A 19,639-nucleotide genomic window follows, 5' to 3' on the forward strand; every position below is an offset into this window, starting at 1 on the left:
CAACTTAAATTATGGACTTAAATAAGACCGGTCTATTCAGCAATTTTAAATCTGATCTATCTGCCAGTGTGGTGGTATTCTTAGTAGCTGTTCCACTTTGTTTGGGAATAGCACTTGCCTCAGGAGCACCGCTATTCGCCGGGGTTATATCCGGAATTATCGGAGGAATTATCGTGGGGATGATTAGCGGCTCATCCGTAGGAGTCAGTGGGCCAGCTGCAGGTTTAGCAGTCATCGTTTTAGGCGCTATTCAAGACTTAGAATCATTTCCTATTTTTCTAGCTGCTGTAGTTATTAGTGGTATTATTCAAATCATCTTAGGACTTTCTAAGGCAGGTATTATAGGTTATTACTTCCCCTCCTCTGTGATAAAAGGGATGCTTTCCGCCATTGGAATTATCATCTTTCTAAAACAAATACCTCATGCTGTAGGATATGATGCTGATCCAGAGGGTGATCTTGAGTTTTTTCAACCGGATGGGGAAAATACATTTTCAGAGCTCTATAAAATGCTTGACTATATCCAAGAAGGAGCTTTGATCATTTTTGTTATCTCAATGATTATTTTAATTCTTTGGGAATCTCCATTCATGAAACGAATCAAGATTTTCAAAGTAATTCAAGGGCCGCTTATTGTTGTAATCACAGGTATAATAGCAAATATCCTATTCAAGGGTTCTTCACTATATATCGATGAGACTCACATGGTAAGCCTACCAGTTGCAGGATCTTTGAATGAATTTATCAATCAATTTACCTTTTTTGATCCTTCAGCGTTGCTAAGAAAAGATGTACTTCTACTTGGCGGAACGATTGCGGTAGTAGGATCTCTCGAGACGCTATTGTGTGTTGAAGCAACAGACAAGCTAGATCCACAAAAAAGAATTACTCCGACTAACAGAGAGCTCATTGCTCAAGGAGCTGGTAATATTTTCTCAGGAATGATTGGTGGACTACCAATCACACAGGTAATTGTACGTAGCTCTGCCAATATACAATCAGGTGGAAAAACCAAGATATCAGCCATATTTCACGGCTTACTTCTCTTGATATCAGCCATATTCATACCAAACATATTGAACTTAATACCGCTTTCAAGTCTAGCCGCGATTTTAATTGTGGTAGGTTACAAACTTGCCAAGCCTTCTTTATTTAGAAAAATGTATTTCGCTGGAAAGTCAGAGTTTATCCCGTTTATGGTCACATTGCTTGGAATCATATTTACTGATCTCTTGATTGGAATTCTAATGGGGCTAGCAGTAGGTATTTTCCAAGTTTTGTATAATAATTTCAAAAAACCATACGCACTTCAGACAGTAGAAGAAAATGGGATAACTAAGCTGAAATTGGAATTATCAGAAAACCTCACCTTTCTAAACAAGGCAAGCATAATTGAAACCCTTTCTCATCTGCCAGATGAATCTGATATTGTCATTGATGCGTCCAGATCTCATTTTATCCATCCAGATATACTTGAGATTCTTCAAGACTTCCGGAAAAATGCTGAGTACAGAAAGATTAAGTTGGAAATCATTGGAATGGATAAGGAGCATGAAAATCCAGTACAAAAGCTAAAGAACGTAACAAAGGATTTCTAATAAAATGGCTGTCTTAAAACCTTATGAACGTCATAGCGAACCTGCCTGCGGCAGGCAGTCGAAGTGAAGCTTTCTCTTAAATGAGAGAAGAGATTTTTCAACATGAGATCGCTTCGATTCCTTTACGATGACGACTTTTGAGACAGCCCCTTTTAGTCTATATGATCAATGTAATGCTTCCATTTTTCTAGCACCAATGAAAAATCTTCGGGAAGGTCCGAGTCTACAAAAACTTGTTTTTTGGTTACAGGATGAACGAATCCCAATGTTTTCGCATGAAGGGCTTGTCGAGGTATAACCTTGAAACAGTTCTGAACAAACTGTTTGTATTTAGTGAATACTGTTCCCTTTACGACCTCATTTCCTCCATAAGTAGCATCATTGAAGAGAGGATGCCCTACAAATCTCATGTGAGCCCGTATTTGATGGGTTCTTCCCGTTTCCAGATTGCATTTTAAAAGTGATACATATCTAAGATCTTCCAGTAATTTGTAATGGGTAACAGCATGCTTGCCGAAATCACCTTCAGGAAACGCACTAGTTATCCTCCTATCCTTTAAGCTACGCCCAACATTTACATCTATAGTTCCTTGTGCTTCTTCTGGTACTCCCCAAACCAAAGCATAGTACGTACGCTCGATTGAATGATCAAAAAATTGCTTTGCTAAGCCATTCATCGCCTGTTCGGTCTTAGCTATCACTAAAAGACCAGAAGTGTCCTTATCAATTCGATGAACCAAACCAGGCCTACCATCATTTCCTTTCATTTCAGGTAAGTTTTGGAAATGAAATGCAAGGGCATTTACTAGAGTACCTGACCAGTTTTGATAAGCCGGATGTACCACCATACCTGCTGGCTTATTAACCACTAACAGGTGCTCATCCTCCATCATGATATTTAATGGAATATCCTCGGGAACCAAATCTTCATCTCTGGGAGGTTCCGGTAGCATAACAGATATTTCGTCTCCTGGATGTACTTTATAATTCGGCTTTATCTCAGCTTCATTGACCTTGACAAATCCCTCTCTTATCCCTGATTGCACCTTATTACGTGTGACATTTGGCAATCTATCCATCAAGAATTTGTCGATTCGCAGTAAATCCTGACCAGCATCCACTTTGATATGATGATGTTCATATAAGTCCCCCTCGATTTCACTGCGTTCGTCTGTCATGGATGTAAATTTAAAGTATGGTTGCACTTCCTACACCAACACAAGAAATCATTCACCCTTTACTTAGAGAAAAGCACATCCGCTTATTTGTAAAGCGTGACGACCTGATCCATCCAGAAATCATGGGCAACAAATGGAGAAAATTGAATTATAACATTGAAGCTATGCGACAGGAAGGAAAGAAAACCCTAATCACAATGGGGGGTGCATTTAGCAATCATATTGCAGCAACTGCAGCGGCAGCCAAAATTTATGCATTTGAAGCTATTGGGGTTATTAGAGGCGAAGAGTTAAATACAAAAAGTAATACAACACTCGAACTGGCATCTAAAAACGGAATGACGCTTGAATTTATAAGCCGACAAAATTTTAAAGACATAAGAGAGAAGCCCTCATTGCTTACCGATAAATATCCAGACTATTACTTTTTACCTGAGGGGGGAACTAATGACCTAGCAATTAAAGGAACAAAGGAAATCTTGGAAGAGATTGAAATAGAATTTGATGTGCTTGCAACTCCAATTGGAACAGGTGGAACTTTTGCTGGTCTTTTAGCTTCTTCCTCATCCGAAAAAATTCTTGGAATAAGTTCCTTGAAGGGTTCTTTTATGCACAAGGAAATTGCTGACTTACTGAAAAAAAATTCCATTGACAGATCTAATTACCAACTATCAACTGATTATCATTTTGGTGGGTATGGTAAAACAACTTCCGAATTAATCGATTTTATCAACTGGTTTAAAGAAAAATTCAACATCCCCTTAGACCCCATTTATACCGGGAAGTCTTTTTTTGGCGTTTGGGATATGATTAAAAAAGGTAAATTTGAGAAAAATCTTAAAATAGTCCTATTACATACTGGCGGTTTGCAGAGTATATCAGGGTTTAATCGAAAAAATGAAAATATTATTCAATAAGACTTAACTTTAGATCAATTTGTCGGCGGTGAAAAAATTTGTGTGCATTATTATTACCGTATCTCTCTTTGCTTCGTGCAATGTCAACGAACTAGATTTTGACAATATAGAGGTACAGCCCATCACTGGTGTATTTAGCTTCCCTCTTGGGGAAACTACTTACCTCATGAGGGATATATTGACTAAGCAAACTGGGGATTCTCTGGATTTGTTGGAGGACAGTACATCTCTGTTTACACTTCAATACTTTGATACAATTACCTATAACGCTCCTGACGACTTCATTCAAATCAATGATATCACAGAAAGTGGGAGTATATCTTCTGTGCCAACAGCAAACGGCCCCATTACTATAAACTTTGGAGAAACATTCGTGTCTCTATATGATCCACAAAATGGTGAGCAGTTGGACTCTGTGTTTTATGAAAGTGGCGATCTTACCATCACTACAAATTCATCGATAAACGGAACTGTTGACTATAACTTTACTATTTCTAATACTACACGCGTAGATAATGGCACTCCCATAAGCTTAGGCGGCAGTATTCCTGCAGGTGTTGGCTCTGATACACAATCTGCCTCGTTAGAGGACTACAAAACTTCATTGACAGACATGAGTGGTGATAATAGATACATCATCATTTTTGATGTTGAAGTTACACTTGCTACAGGAGATATGATGGATCCTACTGATGACCTATCTTTCGATCTTACTTATGGAAATCAAACTTTTAGCTTGATCTATGGAAAGTTTGGACAGGATACAGTTCAGGTTGGAGATCAATCAATCGAAATAGATTTTTTTAGCCAAGCTGCTAGAGAAGGAATTACTTTTGGAAACCCCAGCTTGACCTTTGATTTTAGAAATTCATTTGGTGTTCCTGTAGAAGTTGATTTTTCTGGATTATCAGGCCAAGATGCTGAAGGAAATCAAACGTTTCTTACGGGTGACATTGTACGAAACCCTCGACAAATAGATGGATCCGATGTTAATACTCCTACAAGAGACGCCACTGGAGAGACGGTGCAATCAATTATTGAAATAAATAATACTAATTCTAATATCATCCAACTATTCGGCTCGTCTCCAGAAAGACTTTTGTTCGATGTGATAGGTCGTTCAAATCCAGATGACGTAACAGCACTTAACTATCTTCATGCAGAAAGTCAACTAACCGCCAATGTGCAATTGGAGGTTCCCATGGAAATTCAGCTAGAAAATTTCCAAGAGTCGGGCTTCTTTAGTTTAGATGGGGGTGTAGATCTCGAAAACATTGACTCTGCATTTATCAGAGTCGTAACAATCAATGAGCTGCCTTTTTCAGGGACGGCTACCTTGGAGATTCAAGATGCTGACAGTACCACACTCTACATCGCAGCAGACAATATTATTTTAAAAGCTCCTCTTATCAATATACAAGGAGTAGTTACAGATCCAGGAGGAAGCACAGCGGATATCCCATTATCTCAAGAGGGTGTAGATGCTTTGGCAATTGCGTCTCATGTTAAAATTACTTTGACTCTCAATACTCCTGTAAGTCAGACTTCAAGAGAAATATACGTGAAGGTTCTGGCCGATTACACACTTGAATTAAAAGTTGGAATAGGTGGCAAGTTTAATCTTGAATTATAGATGAAGAAATACCTAGCCGCAATAATATTCTTCTTGATCAGCCTGACCTTAGTTAAAGCTCAGACAAGTGTTTCATTTCAACACTTGGGCAATGCTACTTTTCAGAATAATCTATTAAACCCCTCTCTTATACCTGAAGGGCGATGGTTTGTAGGGCTCCCCATTTTATCTGGTGTCCACGTCCACGTAAACAATAAAGTAAGCTACAATGAGGCTTTTACTAAAGAGGCGAATCAAACGACAATAAATATTGACAAAATACTCGGAGAATTACAAAATCAAAACTTATTGAGTATTCAAGCTAATGTGAATCTTTTACATATTGGCTATCGTCTTGATTCTGGGCCTCTTGTCAGTTTTACTGCTAATGAACGTATTGAAGGTGATTTTCTTTATCCAAAAGAAATGGTTGACTATGTTTGGAATGGCAATAATAATTATCTGAATGATGAAGTAGTGGTCTCTAAGTTTGGAGTACGGGCTACTCATTTCAGGGAATTCGGTTTAGGGATAGCTGCTCCAGTAAGCGATCAATTAACTGTTGGAATACGGGCAAAATTTCTTGTCGGATTTGGCAACATTAGCACACCAGGCAACTTCAAAGCTTCACTTACCACAAATGGGGAAGCATACCAGATTGATGCGGATTGGAAAAATGCTTCATTAAGAACTTCTGGACTTGACATTTACCAACAAGAAGATGGTTTTACGAGCAGTGATCTAAGCTCTCATTTGATCATGAATGGCAATACAGGTTTTGCTATAGACCTTGGAGGAACATATAAATTGAATCGGTATTATACCCTCACTGGAGCCATCGTAGACTTAGGATTTATCAACTGGAAAGAAAATATAAATAACTACGCTCTAGGTGATACCACTTTCAATTACAGCGGTGTTAGCTTAGCTGACCTTGGTAATATTCGGCAGACACTTGAGGATTCGCTCTTCAGTAAGTTTGAGACTACTGAGAATAGCGAAGCGTATCGAAACTGGCTACCCATAAGAGCGCATGGTAGTTGGATCTATCATTACAGTCCAAACATGGATTTCTATGTTACAGCTGGAACACGACTGGTCCAAAGACAATTTAAGATGATGTATGGAGGTGGAGTCACATATAAATTTGGCAGGGCATTTACCGCATCTGCAAGTGCTACAAAACTTCCTCAACAATTCTTTAATGTTGGAGCAGCACTAACGGCCAAAGCTGGTCCTGTTCAGATGTATATGGCAGCAGATCAGATTGTCAACTTCTCAGTACCAGATGCTAAAGCCATTGATTTCCGTTTTGGAATGAATTTCGCCTTCGGGCAACTTGGTGGAGGCAAGGAATCTCCAAGTGGATTATCACGAAGTAAAATAGCAGGAGCAAGAGGATTGGATACAAATGTCTTCTTGGGCAAGAAAGTAAAAACCAAAAAACGTGACGGCATTTATTCTATCATAAAACGTCAAAAACCTAGGGAGCTTAAAAGCAGAAGAACAAAACGAAATGGTGACGTTAAAAAGAAAAGCTTGAATGGTAGAAGTGGCAAGAAAAATACCAACGGCTCAGAATAGGCTATTTTTTACACTCCAGAAAAGCTAATCCCCAATCGACAGAAAAGTAATTAGCTTTTTTTGTCCCTAGCTCTTTTAAAGCTTCCATTAATTCATCATTTGATGGATTTAAGTCTAGACAGAATAAAAGACGAAAAAAATCCTGGGCTTCTTCTTGATTTTCAAAATTCCACATGTAATCATCTTTGGCAGAGGTGACGTCAAAGCCTGCTTTAGAAATTTCTTCTATATCACTATCCTGAATAAACCTCCCAGCATGCCCCATGCTATTCCACTTATTAAGGAATCCATTTAAAAAGGAATCTAATTTTCCTCCTACAAGCGCATCCCCAATAATCAGCTTACCTCCCGGCTTAAGGACACGATACATTTCACTATAAAATGCTTCCCTGTCTACAATGTGATGCAATGCAGCAAGGCTAACTATTTCATCAATAGTTTCATCTTCAATGTTGACTTTTGACTCTTTACATTTTTTGATCGACGAGTGATTATCATCAAATTCTCCAGAAAAATCATATGCTAAATAAGTAACGTCTGGATTTAAGTATTTTTCAAGATAACCTCCGCCGGCTGGTAAGTCCAGAACAATACTTGTTGGTTTTTGATCAAGTCTTTTTACGATTGCTAAAAATTCAGCATCTCTGGCCAATGGATATTTCTCCATTGCCAGCTGGTAAGATTTTCCTCTCTTATTAAAAATTTCCTCATACCCCTGCATCCACAAATTCTTTTACATCCTTACAAGTTTGACATTTACCACAGGCCTGAGGAGGCTTGCCTTCTTTATACACAGGTCTTCTGCACCACCATGTGCTTTTTCTTACTTGCTCAGGCAAAAATTTCCAGATTTCCCCTTTCGTAAAATCAATTACAGGAAAAATATACTCCGGAAGATTCGTGTTCTCTAGTGACATCACGCTCTTAAAAATAGCCTGAGCTCTTTTCATACGAACCATAAAATTATCTCCACCAGAGTCTACATCCGTTTTCGTCCTACCCATGGCTACAAAATCTATTTCTTTTCTAGCTGCGCATATATTTCCAGAAAAGAAAGCGCACACATCCATATCGAATGGAAAACGGCTTGATTGAAGCGGAGCGAACCCTGTTGTATTAAACGTACTCTCTGTTACCAGAAACTTTCTATTTACATTTTTATGATAGTAATTCAGAATTGAACTAACAGCTGCCGCTTCTGCTTTAGCTCTATTTTCCCTATTAAAAATATGAATATGATGAACAATTAACGGGTGCTCTGTAAATTTTTCATTGGTCATTAATTGATGCAAAACACCCGTTGAATCAATCCCTCCTGAAAACATACAGAGTATAGCCGGCTTCTTTTCCATTAAAATAGATGTCTAAATGTATCACTGAGTTTAGAGAAAGAAAGCACCTTAATCTTGAATTGATCCATGTCCTTGGCTTTAAGGTTATGCTTTGAAATATATATTTCTTTAAATCCTAGTTTCTCTGCTTCATTAATTCTGTTTTCAATACGGCTAACGGGTCTAATTTCTCCTCCTAAGCCTACTTCTGCAGCAAAGCAAACATCATCTCCAATTGGAGCATCTTCAAAAGAAGAAAATATAGCAGAACAGATAGCTAAGTCTAATGCTGTATCCTGGACTTTAAGTCCACCAGCAATATTCAGAAATACATCCTGAGTACTCAGACGAATACCTAGACGTTTCTCCATTACAGCTAAGAGCATGGTTAATCTTTTATAGTCATATCCGGTTGTACTTCGTTGAGGGTTTCCATAACTAGTAGGGCTAACCAAAGCCTGTGTTTCAAGTATCAAAGGCCTGTTTCCTTCTAAGGTCGCTCCCAAGCCAATGCCGCTTAGTCCAGGTTCTCTTGGCGAGATGAGTATTTCTGACGGATTGGTCACTTCCCTCAGCCCATTAGCATTCATTTCAAACATGCCAAGCTCTGAAGTAGACCCAAATCTATTTTTGATCGTTCGTAAGATCCGATATGAAAGATGCCTATCACCTTCAAATTGGAGCACAGTATCAACCATATGTTCCAGCACTTTCGGTCCAGCAATGGCACCATCCTTATTCACATGGCCAATTAAAAAAATTGGAATTCCTTTTTGCTTAGCAAACTTCATTAGCTGCCCAGTACATTCTTTGACTTGAGAGATTGATCCGATTGCAGCTTCTAATCGTTCTGAATGCAGCGTTTGAATGGAATCAATCACAAGAATATCTGGCGCTAAGCTTTCTGCTTGTTTAATAACTTCCGATAGGCTTGTTTCAGCGAACAAAAAACACTGATCAGCAGTAGTCCCTATTCTATCAGCTCGCATCTTTATTTGCTCCGCACTCTCTTCACCGGATACATAGAGCGTTTTCTTTTGTAGCCTGACAGCCATCTGCAACATAATGGTCGACTTCCCTATTCCAGGTTCACCGCCAACCAAAACAAGAGAACCTGCAACGATACCTCCCCCCAAAACTCTGTCCAATTCACTAATTCCTGTGACCATTCGCTTACTCGCAGCATTTCCACCGGCTTCTTTAATGTTGATGGGAATACTTTTTTCTACTGAGAATTCTGGCACATTTGACGTGCTTTTTGAGACTACCTCTTCTACATAAGTGTTCCACTCACCACATGACGGACATTTTCCTACCCATTTTGCAGACTCGGTACCACATGATTGACAATAAAAGACGGTTTTAACTTTTGCCATATTAGCTTGAGATAAAAGCTAAGATATAAACTGTCTCATATAATTTTACGGTATGCAAAAAGATCAGAAAGTTTTCGACTTAATAAAGGCTGAAGAGAAGCGACAATTGGAGGGAATAGAACTGATAGCCTCAGAAAATATTGTATCACCTCAAGTGCAGGAGGCCGCAGGCAGTGTGCTTACGAATAAGTATGCTGAAGGTCTACCCGGAAAAAGATATTATGGAGGATGTGAGGTAGTAGATCAAATTGAAGATCTCGCCCGTGAAAGAGCCAAGGAACTTTTCGCAGCTACATGGGCAAATGTTCAACCTCACTCAGGTGCGCAAGCGAATGCAGCCGTGATGCTCGCTTGTCTAAATGCTGGAGATGAGATATTAGGATTTGACCTTGCTCATGGCGGTCACTTATCACACGGTTCCTCAGTCAATCTATCCGGAAAGCTTTACAAGCCAAATTTTTATGGAGTAGATAAGGAAACAGGATTGCTTGATTACGACCAGCTGGAGAAGGTAGCTCGAGAAAAAAATCCTAAGATGATTATTTGCGGAGCTTCTGCCTACAGTAGAGACTGGGACTATGCAAGATTTAGAGCAATAGCAGACGAAGTAGGCGCAATACTACTTGCCGATGTTTCACATCCATCAGGATTGATAGCAAGAGGATTGCTAAACGATCCTTTAGAATACTGTCATATCGTTACTACTACCACTCACAAGACGCTACGAGGACCTAGAGGTGGAATGATTCTGGTACGAGACGATATGGATAATCCTTGGGGTATTACCACTCCTAAGGGTGTAGTTAGAAAATTGAGTTCACTACTCGATTCAGGTGTATTCCCCGGAACCCAAGGTGGGCCACTGGAACACATCATTGCGGCTAAAGCTGTTGCTTTCGGGGAAGCTCTCTCAGAAGATTATATGAACTACCTTCTTCAAGTAAAAAAGAATGCTTCTGTCATGGCGGATGCTTTTTTGAAAAAGGGATATGATGTTATTTCTGGCGGAACTGAAAACCACTTAATGCTCATAAATCTTCAGTCCAAAGACATCACAGGGAAGGATGCTGAAAATGCACTTATCAAAGCAGATATAACCGTAAATAAAAACATGGTTCCTTTTGACGAAAGAAGTCCATTTGTTACCTCCGGCATGCGAATAGGAACTCCCGCCATTACAACTAGAGGTATGATGGAAGATGATATGGTCAAAATCGTGGATCTTATAGATACAGTCATCACGAATAAAGAAAACGAAGGCAAAATCAATGAAGTAAAAGCAGAAGTCAATCAATGGATGACTGGATTCCCATTGTTTAAAGGTTAATATGCCGCTAGATCAAATACCAGATGATAAAGAGATGTCTTTCCTGGACCATCTCGAAGAGTTAAGATGGCACATTATTCGTTCATTGATCGCCATAGTGATTTTTGCTATTGCTGCTTTTATCGCAAAGGATTTTGTAGTAGGCACAGTAATATTAGGTCCGTCCAGAACTGATTTTTGGACATATACTAAGCTTTGCGAACTAGCAGACTTAATTCGAACGCCTGCCTTATGTATTGACACGCTTTCATTTGAACTTGTAAGTAGGAAACTCAGCAGTCAGTTTATGACTCATGTGTCAGTCTCCTTTATTGTGGGTTTGATTATTGGTTTTCCATATTTATTCTGGGAAATTTGGCGTTTTATCAGGCCAGGATTGCATCCAAAAGAACGAAAAGCTTCAAGAGGAGCTACGTTTTCGGTAAGCGTGTTGTTCATTTTGGGAGTACTATTCGGCTATTTTGTTATTGCACCTATTTCAGTCAGGTTTTTTGCTACCTATCAAGTAGACCCATCACTTCAAAATCTATTTGACCTCTCATCCTACATTAGCACAGTCACAATGATAGTTTTTGGAAGCGGTATTTTATTCCAACTTCCAGTAATCGTCTATTTTTTGACTAAAGCTGGAATTGTCAGTTCTTCTTTGATGAAATCGTATCGAAAGCATGCAATCATTGTAATTTTAATACTTGGAGCTGTAATTACTCCTCCAGATCCTTTTAGTCAGGTACTCATTGCATTACCATTAATGCTACTTTATCAACTTGGCATTGTGATAGCAAAACGGATAGAAAAAAGAGAATCAAAACAAAATACGGAAACATGAAATGAGCATACTGCGAATTCCATCTGACTCAATTAAATAAATACTCATGAAAATAGCTATAGGTGGCGATCACGCCGGATTTCAGTATAAAGAGAGACTAATCAAGTACCTAGAAGGTGCCGGACATGATGTAACAGATTTTGGCCCTGATTCAGACGCTTCTGTTGATTATCCAGATCATGTACATCCACTAGCTTCCTCTGTGGCTTCAGAAGATCACGATCTTGGTATCTTGATCTGTGGTAGTGGTAACGGCGTGGCGATGACAGCCAATAAACATGAAAATGTTCGAGCTGCCCTGTGTTGGAATACAGAAATCGCATCATTGTCGCGGCAACACAATAACGCTAATATTATTTGCTTACCTGCAAGGTTTGTAGCCTATGAATACGCTGAAAGTCTAGCAGAGACATTTGTCAATACTGAATTTGAAGGTGGAAGACATGGACGAAGAGTAGAAAAGATTAATTGTTAATCTTTCGGTACTTTTTTTGATCTACTGCTTCGTAAGATTCTTCAATTATAGGAAAGCGATAAAAAAGCTTATCGATAATATCAATTTCATCGATAATATAATCCGGTTCCGTTTTCTCTAAAAGCTTGTAAAGTCTACCGGCAGAACCGTAGTATTCTAATCCATGAAAAGCTCTTTCTGTAAGAATATTGTGAAAGCATGGGGTGTAAGCAGGAATATCTGCGTAGTAATCGATATTCTCTCCTAGTATCATTGTTCGTTCCTTGGGTGCCTCATTTCTTTGTATTTCAAGTGGTACATAGAGGTTTTCGTATGAGTAAAAAGAAAAGGCTAAAAGACCTAAAACCATCAATACAGGCATTAAAAATCGGAATACACGTCTCTTTAGAAGAATGAAGTAATAGGTCCAGAAATAGGCTATCCCCGGAATTAAAAAAACGAGCTCGTGAAGTGCTTTTTCATTGGATAAAAAGAATGTGCCACCAGCTCCTAAAAACATCAACCAAATGACTTGTTGAATTTTTTGCTGAAAATTTGTCAGCCTGGATGAGCTCCAGGTTTTAAGAATAGACAGAAGGAAAATCACAATTAACCCAGAACTAATAATCAACCCCTCGACTATCGATAAGTTAGATTGAGCTGATAAAATGAAATTTTGGGTAATGTAACTGTCAAAAAAGATGGATAGATCATCTCTCCAATAGAAATATAATGAGCAAAGAGCAAAGACAAGTAGAAAACTAAAAAGGTATAATATCAACCTTCTTGCTACTGCTGTAGAAAACAGAATAAGAGCAAATAAGAATACGATTAGAAAAACTATTGCCGGAAGGTAAATCATTGTGGCAACTCCGATGTAAATACCAGAGTTTAAGAATAATTCATCTGTTACTTGATTATCTATTCTCCTGAGGACATTTCGCAATGACATCAATACGAAAGTTAGACTAAGCAATTGTGGGGAAAGAGTCATGAAATCAGGTACTGAAACCATCAGAATCACGTATAGAAAAGCCGGCAAGTAGCTGTTTTCATCAAACGCTTTATTCCGCAAAAGCAGTTGGTTAAAAATTCCTGCTTGAAAAATGATTACCAAGGAACTCACACCGTAGTGTATAAATTCTGTCCTGCCTAATAGAAAAGTCAGGTACTTATAAAACAGAACTGCAATGGGGCCCGTGTAATCAAACGCCTCGCTATACATACTATAGCCTTGATTGAGCCAATCTCCTAGTAACAACCACTTTAACCCAAAGTGTGATTGATCACCTATAAAGTAGCTTTGAACAAAGCGAATCAAAATCATCAAAATAAAGATGATTACTAGTCTATATGGGTCATTTACTCTAAAAAATCGAAGCAAAAGTTCCTTGATTTGAATGGATGAATGTTAGAATTATTTCGAAATTAGAATATTTGGATAAACCTCGTAACCAATATCTTCGGATATTTGCAGATATATGGAAAGTAAGCGCCAAGTAAAATATGGAAAACAACTTCAAAAAGATATAGCTGAGATCTTTCAGAAAGATTCATCTCATTATTTTGGTTCTGCCCTGGGAACGGTCACTGGAGTTTCTGTATCACCAGATTTAGGTCTTGCAAGAATCCACCTTAGTATTTTCCCAATAAGTAAATCAAAAGAGGTTTTTGAACATATCAATGAGATCAAAAGTGAAATTCGATTGAAACTTGGGAGAAAAATTGGCGACAGAGTACGAATCATCCCGGAGCTAGCTTTTTTCCTTGACGATACAGAAGAAAAAGCTTCACACATTGATAAGTTGATTGACAATCTCAATATTCCATCTTCGGAGGAAGAAGAATGAATTTTCCCTTTTTTATAGCGAGGAAGTACTTTCTGTCTGGGAAGAAAAAAAACTTCATCAATGTAATCTCGATCATATCAATGATTGTGGTGGCTATTGGGACAATGAGCCTCATCCTATCTCTTTCAGTATTTAATGGGCTGGAAGGGTTGTTAAGATCGATGTATGGCAATTTTGATCCAGATATTGTTATTACTCCCACTGCTGGAAAATCTTTTGAATTTGACTCTAGCTACGTTAAAAAAATTAAATCCATAGAAGGAGTTGTTGGTGTATCTGAAGTAATCGAAGATAATGTGCTTGTAGAATACAAAGAGGCGCAGCGATTGGTTAGAATGAAAGGTGTAAATCGAGATTTTGATCAATACAGTGGAATTAAAAACGTCATGGTTTCTGGCTCATTTCCTTTAGTCAGAGATAGTATTGGGTATGCTCTGATTGGTAGAGGTGTACAATACGATCTTTCATTAAGTCTTAGAAATGATTTCTATACTCTCCAGATGTATTATCCAAAGGATATTGGTCCTGGCGTAATAAATCCATCCAAAATGTACAACCTACTTAACATCATACCTGGAGGTATTTTCGCAATTGAAAAGTACTATGATGATAACTATGTCTTTGTGCCCATCGAGTTTGCCAAAGAACTTCTTGAATACGGAAATAAGATATCGTCGATGGATGTATACTTAGCGCAGGAAAAAGATGCAAAGACTGCAAAGACAGACATACAGGAAATCCTTGGATCGTCATTCCAGGTAAAGTTGGGAGAGGAGCTTCATAGTGATCTATACAAAGTCTTAAAAATCGAAAAATTATTTGTCTTTCTGATTTTAGTAGCAATCATAGGCATTGCATCAATCAACATTTTCTTCTCACTTACAATGTTGGTCATTGAAAAGAAAAAAGACATCTCTATTCTTTTTGCTCAAGGAGCCCAACCAAAGCTTATTCGAAATATCTTTCTTTATGAAGGTTGCATTGTTGCTTTTTCTGGCGCGCTCATTGGTCTTATTTTAGGCATAGGCATTAGTCTTGTACAGCAAGAATTTGGATTAATAGGAATGGGTATGGGTTCTGCGGTAATAAATAGCTACCCAGTTAAGATCGAAGTTTTGGATGTTGCATTAGCTATTCTTGCTATCATAATTATCACTATTATTGCTTCTATTCAGCCAGCAATTAAGGCTAGTAGATCATTTTCTACACATACATTACAATAAGTCTTAATTTCTTCACAATTAATTGATTGTCAAATTTCGAATTTTTACTACTTTCGAAGTTTATCTGATCTAAAAAATTTGTGAAAGTATCTCCTGACGAACCATTTGAGCTTATCTATTCTCTCTATGATCATGAATACTTAGGGTATCTCATTGAGTCTTTTGTTGTACAACTGAATGATAAGAATGAACTGACTTACTCCCATCAGAACATTTCTTCCAAAAACGCCGAGGAATTTAGTGCTAAGCTTGATGAAAACGATTACCAGATCATTAAGCTCATGGATCAGATTCAGCAAGACCGCATTGCCCATCATTTTCAAAAAAAGCGTCAAAAACCTGAAGAATTTTTTCTTAAAGTTTATGACAGTGAAAATGGAGATAAAGCGCTTAGGAGTGAAATAGATGGATATATTGAGCGCAGAAGATCTCAGATTTTAGCTCTCATACATGGAAAACGTCTTTTTGAGATGGGTAAAGACGGTGAGCCAACATGGAAAGAAATAGAAGTAGTCGATGAGAAAGCTACTGTCTTGTTTCACTTCAGAAAGAATGAAGACAATACTCATTATTTTCCCACGATTAAGCTTCATGATGAGAAGGTAGAGTTCCTAAACAATGGAAGCTACCTTTTGTGTAAAGAGCCCGCTTGGTTAGTTGCCAATGATCAACTTTTTACTTTTAAAAAGCCGGTAAGCGGCGGTAAGTTCAAGCCCTTTTTGAAGAAAAAATTCATTCTTATTCCTAAAGACATAGAAGAAACCTATTACCAGAAATTTGTAGCTCCTCTTATTTCTGAATTTGATGTTTACGCAAAAGGGTTTGATATTATCACTCACAAGCCGAAACCTACGCCAAAAATTACGGTTAGTGAGCTTCAAACAAGTCGCAACGCAACACTCTTCGACACTGCAGTTGATAGCCAGCCCGCAGATAGTGAAAAATTGCTACTAGAACTTTCCTTTGATTATGGGAAACATAATTTCAATGCTGACAAGCTTAGCAAAGTGAGTGTTTCCATGGAAAAACAAGAAGACAATTACACTTTCCATCGAATAAGTAGGGATCATGAGGGCGAGAAAGGGATCATAGAGCAGCTTGCAACTACTGGACTGCCTTTAAGAAACTCTCGTGTGACCCTTCCAAAAACAACTGCTTTTGATTGGATAGGCAGAAACCATGATCTACTTCAAGATTTTATAATCAAGCAAAACCAACAAGGCAAAAAGTTTTTTGTAGGAGAATCAACCATCGACCTGGAAGTAAATGAAGGAGTTGATTGGTTTGATTTAAAAGCTAAAATCCGGTTTGGCGACTTTGAAATTCCTTTTGAGGCTATAAGAAAATGTATTCTTAAAGGAAAGACGGAAGTTATGCTTCCTAATGGTGAGGTTGGTGTTATTCCAGAATCATGGATTGAGAGATACAAAGATTTATTGGCGTTCTCCTCAGAAATAGATGGAGGAATCACACTAAATAAAATCCACGTATCTCTGGTTCAAGAACTTAAAGACGGAGACTATGCTAAGGTGACAATGGACCGGAAGCTTGAAAAGCTATTGGACTTTGAAAAGCTAGAAGAATATGAGGTTCCGGGTTCATTTAAAGGTGATTTAAGGCCTTATCAACTGGCTGGATACAATTGGCTAAGATTTTTGGAGGACTACAACTTTGGTGGGTGCCTAGCAGACGACATGGGGCTAGGGAAGACGATTCAAGCACTTACTCTGTTGCAGCACCAGAAGAATGAAATTCCTGACAGCACAAGTCTGCTTGTTATGCCTACTTCCCTTCTTTACAACTGGGAAATGGAAGCAAAGAAATTTACCCCTCAGCTAAAAATCTTGAATTACACAGGGATCAATCGAGTAAAGGACAGTACGCTATTTGGGAAATATGATATTGTAGTAACCAGTTATGGAACAACCAGAGTAGATTCTGAAATTCTCTCCGAATTCTACTTTAATTACATCATTCTGGATGAATCACAAGCTATAAAAAATCCGGATTCTCTGATCTCCAAGAAAGTAAGAGACTTAAAATCCAGGCGAAAGCTAATTCTTACAGGTACTCCCATTGAAAACAGTACGCTGGATCTGTGGTCACAGATGAGCTTCTTAAATCCTGGGCTTTTAGGTAATGAAGCTTACTTCAAGAAAGAATACCTGAAACCTATCGAGAAAAAAAGAGATGAAGCCAAAACGAAAAAACTTAATGCCCTCATAAAACCTTTTCTACTTCGCAGAGAAAAAAGTCAAGTCGCTGCTGACCTTCCAGAGAAGGTCATTAACATTAGGTATTGCTCCATGTCTGAAGCTCAACGAGAAGCCTACGAAAAAGAGAAGAATGCTTTCAGGAGCAAAATCATGGATGTGATTGAAACCGATGGTATAGGTAAATCTCATATGATCCTATTGCAAGGATTAACTCAACTCCGTCAAATCGCTAACCACCCGAAGATGGTAGATCCTGACTATCAAGATAGCTCTGGCAAACTGGAAGAGGTTACTTACATGATAGAAAACTCCATTTCCAAAGGGCATAAGGTCTTAATTTTTAGTCAGTTTGTGAAACACCTGAAGATTGTATCTGAGTATCTTCAAGATAAGAGTATGGCATTTGCCTATTTAGATGGGTCAACTAAAGATAGGCAACATCAAGTAGAAAAATTTCAAAATGATGTCAATGTATCCATTTTCTTGATCTCCCTTAAAGCAGGGGGCACGGGACTCAATCTTACTAAGGCAGATTATGTTTTCTTACTAGATCCCTGGTGGAACCCTGCGGTAGAAGCTCAAGCAATAGATAGAGCACATAGAATAGGGCAAACCAGAAAAGTCTTCGCATATAAGTTTGTGACGAAGGATACAATAGAAGAAAAAATCATTAAACTACAAGAACATAAGCAAAAGCTGGCTTCAGATTTGATTTCTGTAGAAGAAAGTTTTGTAAAAAGTCTGTCGCAGAACGACATTAAGGATCTGTTTGACTAATTTTTATTGTTCAAATAAGGGTTGGTTTTTGTCCGTGTTGTTAAATGAGTGTAATTCACTACCTAAGAGACTTCCATATGAGAAATCCGATTTTAAGTCTGATTGCATTCTTTCTATTCATCAACGCTTGCCTTTGTTCCACCGTCTCTGGCCAGAAAGAGTTTGGATTCCGAATGCCTGCTAGCGTTAAGAAAATCAGCATCCCTTTTGAGCAACACAATAATCTTATCATCATACCAGTAACGGTCAATCGCTTCTTGACACTCAAATTTATCCTTGATACCGGAGTGGAAACGGCGATTCTTACGGAAAAAGTCTATGGCGATATTTTAAATGTAAACTACATAAGGGAAATAACTATTGCAGGCCCTGGGCTAGCAGATTCTGTGGAAGCGTTTGTGGCTAATCAAATAACTTTTGGACTTCCAGGAGGAGTACTTGGCAAGAACATGAACATGCTTGTGCTAAAAGAAGATTACTTGAAGTTATCAGAGAATATAGGAGATGATGTTCATGGCATTATTGGATATGACATATTTTCAAAGTTTGTAGTAGATATCAACTATGATGAAAATATATTGACACTCTCGGATCCAAAAAAGTATAAAAGAAACAAGAAGGCTGTTGCAATTCCCATTGAAATAAGAGGTTCTAAGCCTTTTATAAGCGCTACTATAAGGCAGGATAATAAAAAAACCAATCTAGATGTCATGGTAGATACAGGGGCAAGTCATGCTGCGTTGATTGATTATGCCTACGTTGATGGTGTAGACATGCCCAAGGATAGAATCGTGACTCGACTTGGGAGAGGTATAGCAGGAGAGATTCCCGGTTACGTTGGGAGGATGGATTCTGTACAAATTGAATCATTTGATTTCACTGAGATGCTAGTCTCAGCGCCATTCGATGGTGCTTATAATAAGGTAATAAAACGTGGCGCAAGAGTGGGGACTTTTGGTGGAGAGCTACTCAATCGCTTTAATGTAACCTTTGACTACTCTTCAAGAAAAATGTATCTCAGGAAAGGAGAACAGTATAGGTCCGCATTTGAATATGACATGAGCGGGATGACTGTAAACGCAGTGGGTAAAAATCTTGATACACTCAAAGTTGTGAATGTCGACAAAGACAGACCAGCTTATCAAGCTGATATTAGAAAAGATGACATTATTATGATGATAAATGGTAGAAGCCTTAAATACCATAGCTTATCCGACATCTATACGCTACTCCAATCTAAGGATGGAAGGAGAATAAGAGTTAAAATTTTAAGAGATGGAGAAAAGATTAAGACCTCTTTCAAACTTAAGAGAATCATTTAACCAAAAAATCAGCCTTCTCTAACTTGAAGAGCTGCCCAGTTCTCT

The 19,639-nt window shown here is 38.3% G+C and carries 16 protein-coding genes; 11 read left to right on the plus strand and 5 right to left on the minus strand.

Features of this window, described 5'->3' with window-relative positions; all coding sequences use genetic code 11:
* Positions 1–11: 11 nt before the first annotated feature.
* A complete protein-coding gene (locus ABJQ32_14140) occupies positions 12–1,598 on the plus strand; it encodes a SulP family inorganic anion transporter (protein ID MEP5290786.1) in 1,587 nt (528 codons plus the stop codon).
* Between the two features lie 152 nt (positions 1,599–1,750).
* Here the strand turns inward: ABJQ32_14140 and ABJQ32_14145 are convergent, their stop codons facing one another.
* A complete protein-coding gene (locus ABJQ32_14145) occupies positions 1,751–2,776 on the minus strand; it encodes an RluA family pseudouridine synthase (protein MEP5290787.1) in 1,026 nt (341 codons plus the stop codon).
* Positions 2,777–2,793: 17 nt separating this feature from the next.
* On the opposite strand from ABJQ32_14145, the gene ABJQ32_14150 reads away from it, so the two are divergent.
* Genes ABJQ32_14150 through ABJQ32_14160 form a run of 3 tightly spaced genes read left to right on the plus strand, consistent with a single transcriptional unit; the run spans position 2,794 to position 6,889 of the window.
* Positions 2,794–3,693, plus strand: coding sequence for a pyridoxal-phosphate dependent enzyme (locus tag ABJQ32_14150; protein ID MEP5290788.1), 900 nt, complete (start codon positions 2,794–2,796; stop codon positions 3,691–3,693).
* Positions 3,694–3,721: 28 nt separating this feature from the next.
* The gene (locus ABJQ32_14155; protein ID MEP5290789.1) at positions 3,722–5,326 is read left to right on the plus strand and encodes a hypothetical protein; all 1,605 of its coding nucleotides are present in this window, start codon (positions 3,722–3,724) and stop codon (positions 5,324–5,326) included.
* Positions 5,327–6,889 (plus strand): DUF5723 family protein, encoded by a 1,563-nt coding sequence (locus tag ABJQ32_14160; protein ID MEP5290790.1) that lies wholly within the window; start codon positions 5,327–5,329, stop codon positions 6,887–6,889.
* Position 6,890: 1 nt separating this feature from the next.
* On the opposite strand, the gene ABJQ32_14165 is transcribed toward ABJQ32_14160, so the two are convergent.
* From ABJQ32_14165 to radA, 3 genes are read right to left on the minus strand one after another with little or no spacing between them, the layout of a single operon-like run.
* Complete coding sequence (locus tag ABJQ32_14165) at positions 6,891–7,610, minus strand: methyltransferase domain-containing protein (GenBank protein ID MEP5290791.1); 720 nt, start codon at positions 7,608–7,610, stop codon at positions 6,891–6,893.
* Entirely contained in the window at positions 7,597–8,241 is a 645-nt protein-coding gene (locus tag ABJQ32_14170; GenBank protein ID MEP5290792.1) for a 7-cyano-7-deazaguanine synthase, read from the minus strand. Before ABJQ32_14170 ends, ABJQ32_14165 begins: the two co-directional genes overlap by 14 nt.
* Positions 8,241–9,596: a DNA repair protein RadA gene (radA, locus tag ABJQ32_14175; GenBank protein MEP5290793.1), complete on the minus strand. Its 1,356-nt coding sequence runs from the start codon at positions 9,594–9,596 to the stop codon at positions 8,241–8,243. The genes ABJQ32_14170 and radA overlap by 1 nt, the downstream gene beginning before the upstream one ends.
* A 52-nt stretch (positions 9,597–9,648) precedes the next feature.
* Here radA and glyA point away from each other — a divergent pair, with 52 nt between their 5' ends.
* Genes glyA through rpiB form a run of 3 tightly spaced genes read left to right on the plus strand, consistent with a single transcriptional unit; the run spans position 9,649 to position 12,227 of the window.
* Entirely contained in the window at positions 9,649–10,923 is a 1,275-nt protein-coding gene (glyA, locus tag ABJQ32_14180; protein MEP5290794.1) for a serine hydroxymethyltransferase, read from the plus strand.
* 1 nt (position 10,924) lies between these two features.
* The gene (gene tatC, locus ABJQ32_14185) at positions 10,925–11,752 is read left to right on the plus strand and encodes a twin-arginine translocase subunit TatC (GenBank protein ID MEP5290795.1); all 828 of its coding nucleotides are present in this window, start codon (positions 10,925–10,927) and stop codon (positions 11,750–11,752) included.
* A gap of 46 nt (positions 11,753–11,798) precedes the next feature.
* On the plus strand, positions 11,799–12,227 hold the full coding sequence (rpiB, locus tag ABJQ32_14190) for a ribose 5-phosphate isomerase B (protein MEP5290796.1): 429 nt from the start codon (positions 11,799–11,801) through the stop codon (positions 12,225–12,227).
* Here the strand turns inward: rpiB and ABJQ32_14195 are convergent.
* The gene (locus ABJQ32_14195; protein MEP5290797.1) at positions 12,217–13,590 is read right to left on the minus strand and encodes a hypothetical protein; all 1,374 of its coding nucleotides are present in this window, start codon (positions 13,588–13,590) and stop codon (positions 12,217–12,219) included. The two genes, rpiB and ABJQ32_14195, sit on opposite strands and share 11 nt — an antisense overlap.
* A 97-nt stretch (positions 13,591–13,687) precedes the next feature.
* Between ABJQ32_14195 and ABJQ32_14200 the strand changes: the two genes are divergently transcribed.
* From ABJQ32_14200 to ABJQ32_14215, 4 genes are all read left to right on the plus strand, one after another.
* Entirely contained in the window at positions 13,688–14,056 is a 369-nt protein-coding gene (locus tag ABJQ32_14200; GenBank protein ID MEP5290798.1) for a ribosome-binding factor A, read from the plus strand.
* Positions 14,053–15,279, plus strand: a complete 1,227-nt coding sequence (locus tag ABJQ32_14205) for an FtsX-like permease family protein (protein ID MEP5290799.1) — start codon at positions 14,053–14,055, stop codon at positions 15,277–15,279. Before ABJQ32_14200 ends, ABJQ32_14205 begins: the two co-directional genes overlap by 4 nt.
* Positions 15,280–15,359: 80 nt before the next feature.
* Positions 15,360–18,272, plus strand: a complete 2,913-nt coding sequence (locus tag ABJQ32_14210) for a DEAD/DEAH box helicase (protein MEP5290800.1) — start codon at positions 15,360–15,362, stop codon at positions 18,270–18,272.
* A gap of 77 nt (positions 18,273–18,349) precedes the next feature.
* Positions 18,350–19,594 (plus strand): aspartyl protease family protein, encoded by a 1,245-nt coding sequence (locus tag ABJQ32_14215; protein MEP5290801.1) that lies wholly within the window; start codon positions 18,350–18,352, stop codon positions 19,592–19,594.
* Positions 19,595–19,639: the final 45 nt, after the last annotated feature.

Source organism: Marinobacter alexandrii (assembly GCA_039984955.1).
GTDB lineage: Bacteria > Bacteroidota > Bacteroidia > Cytophagales > Cyclobacteriaceae > Ekhidna.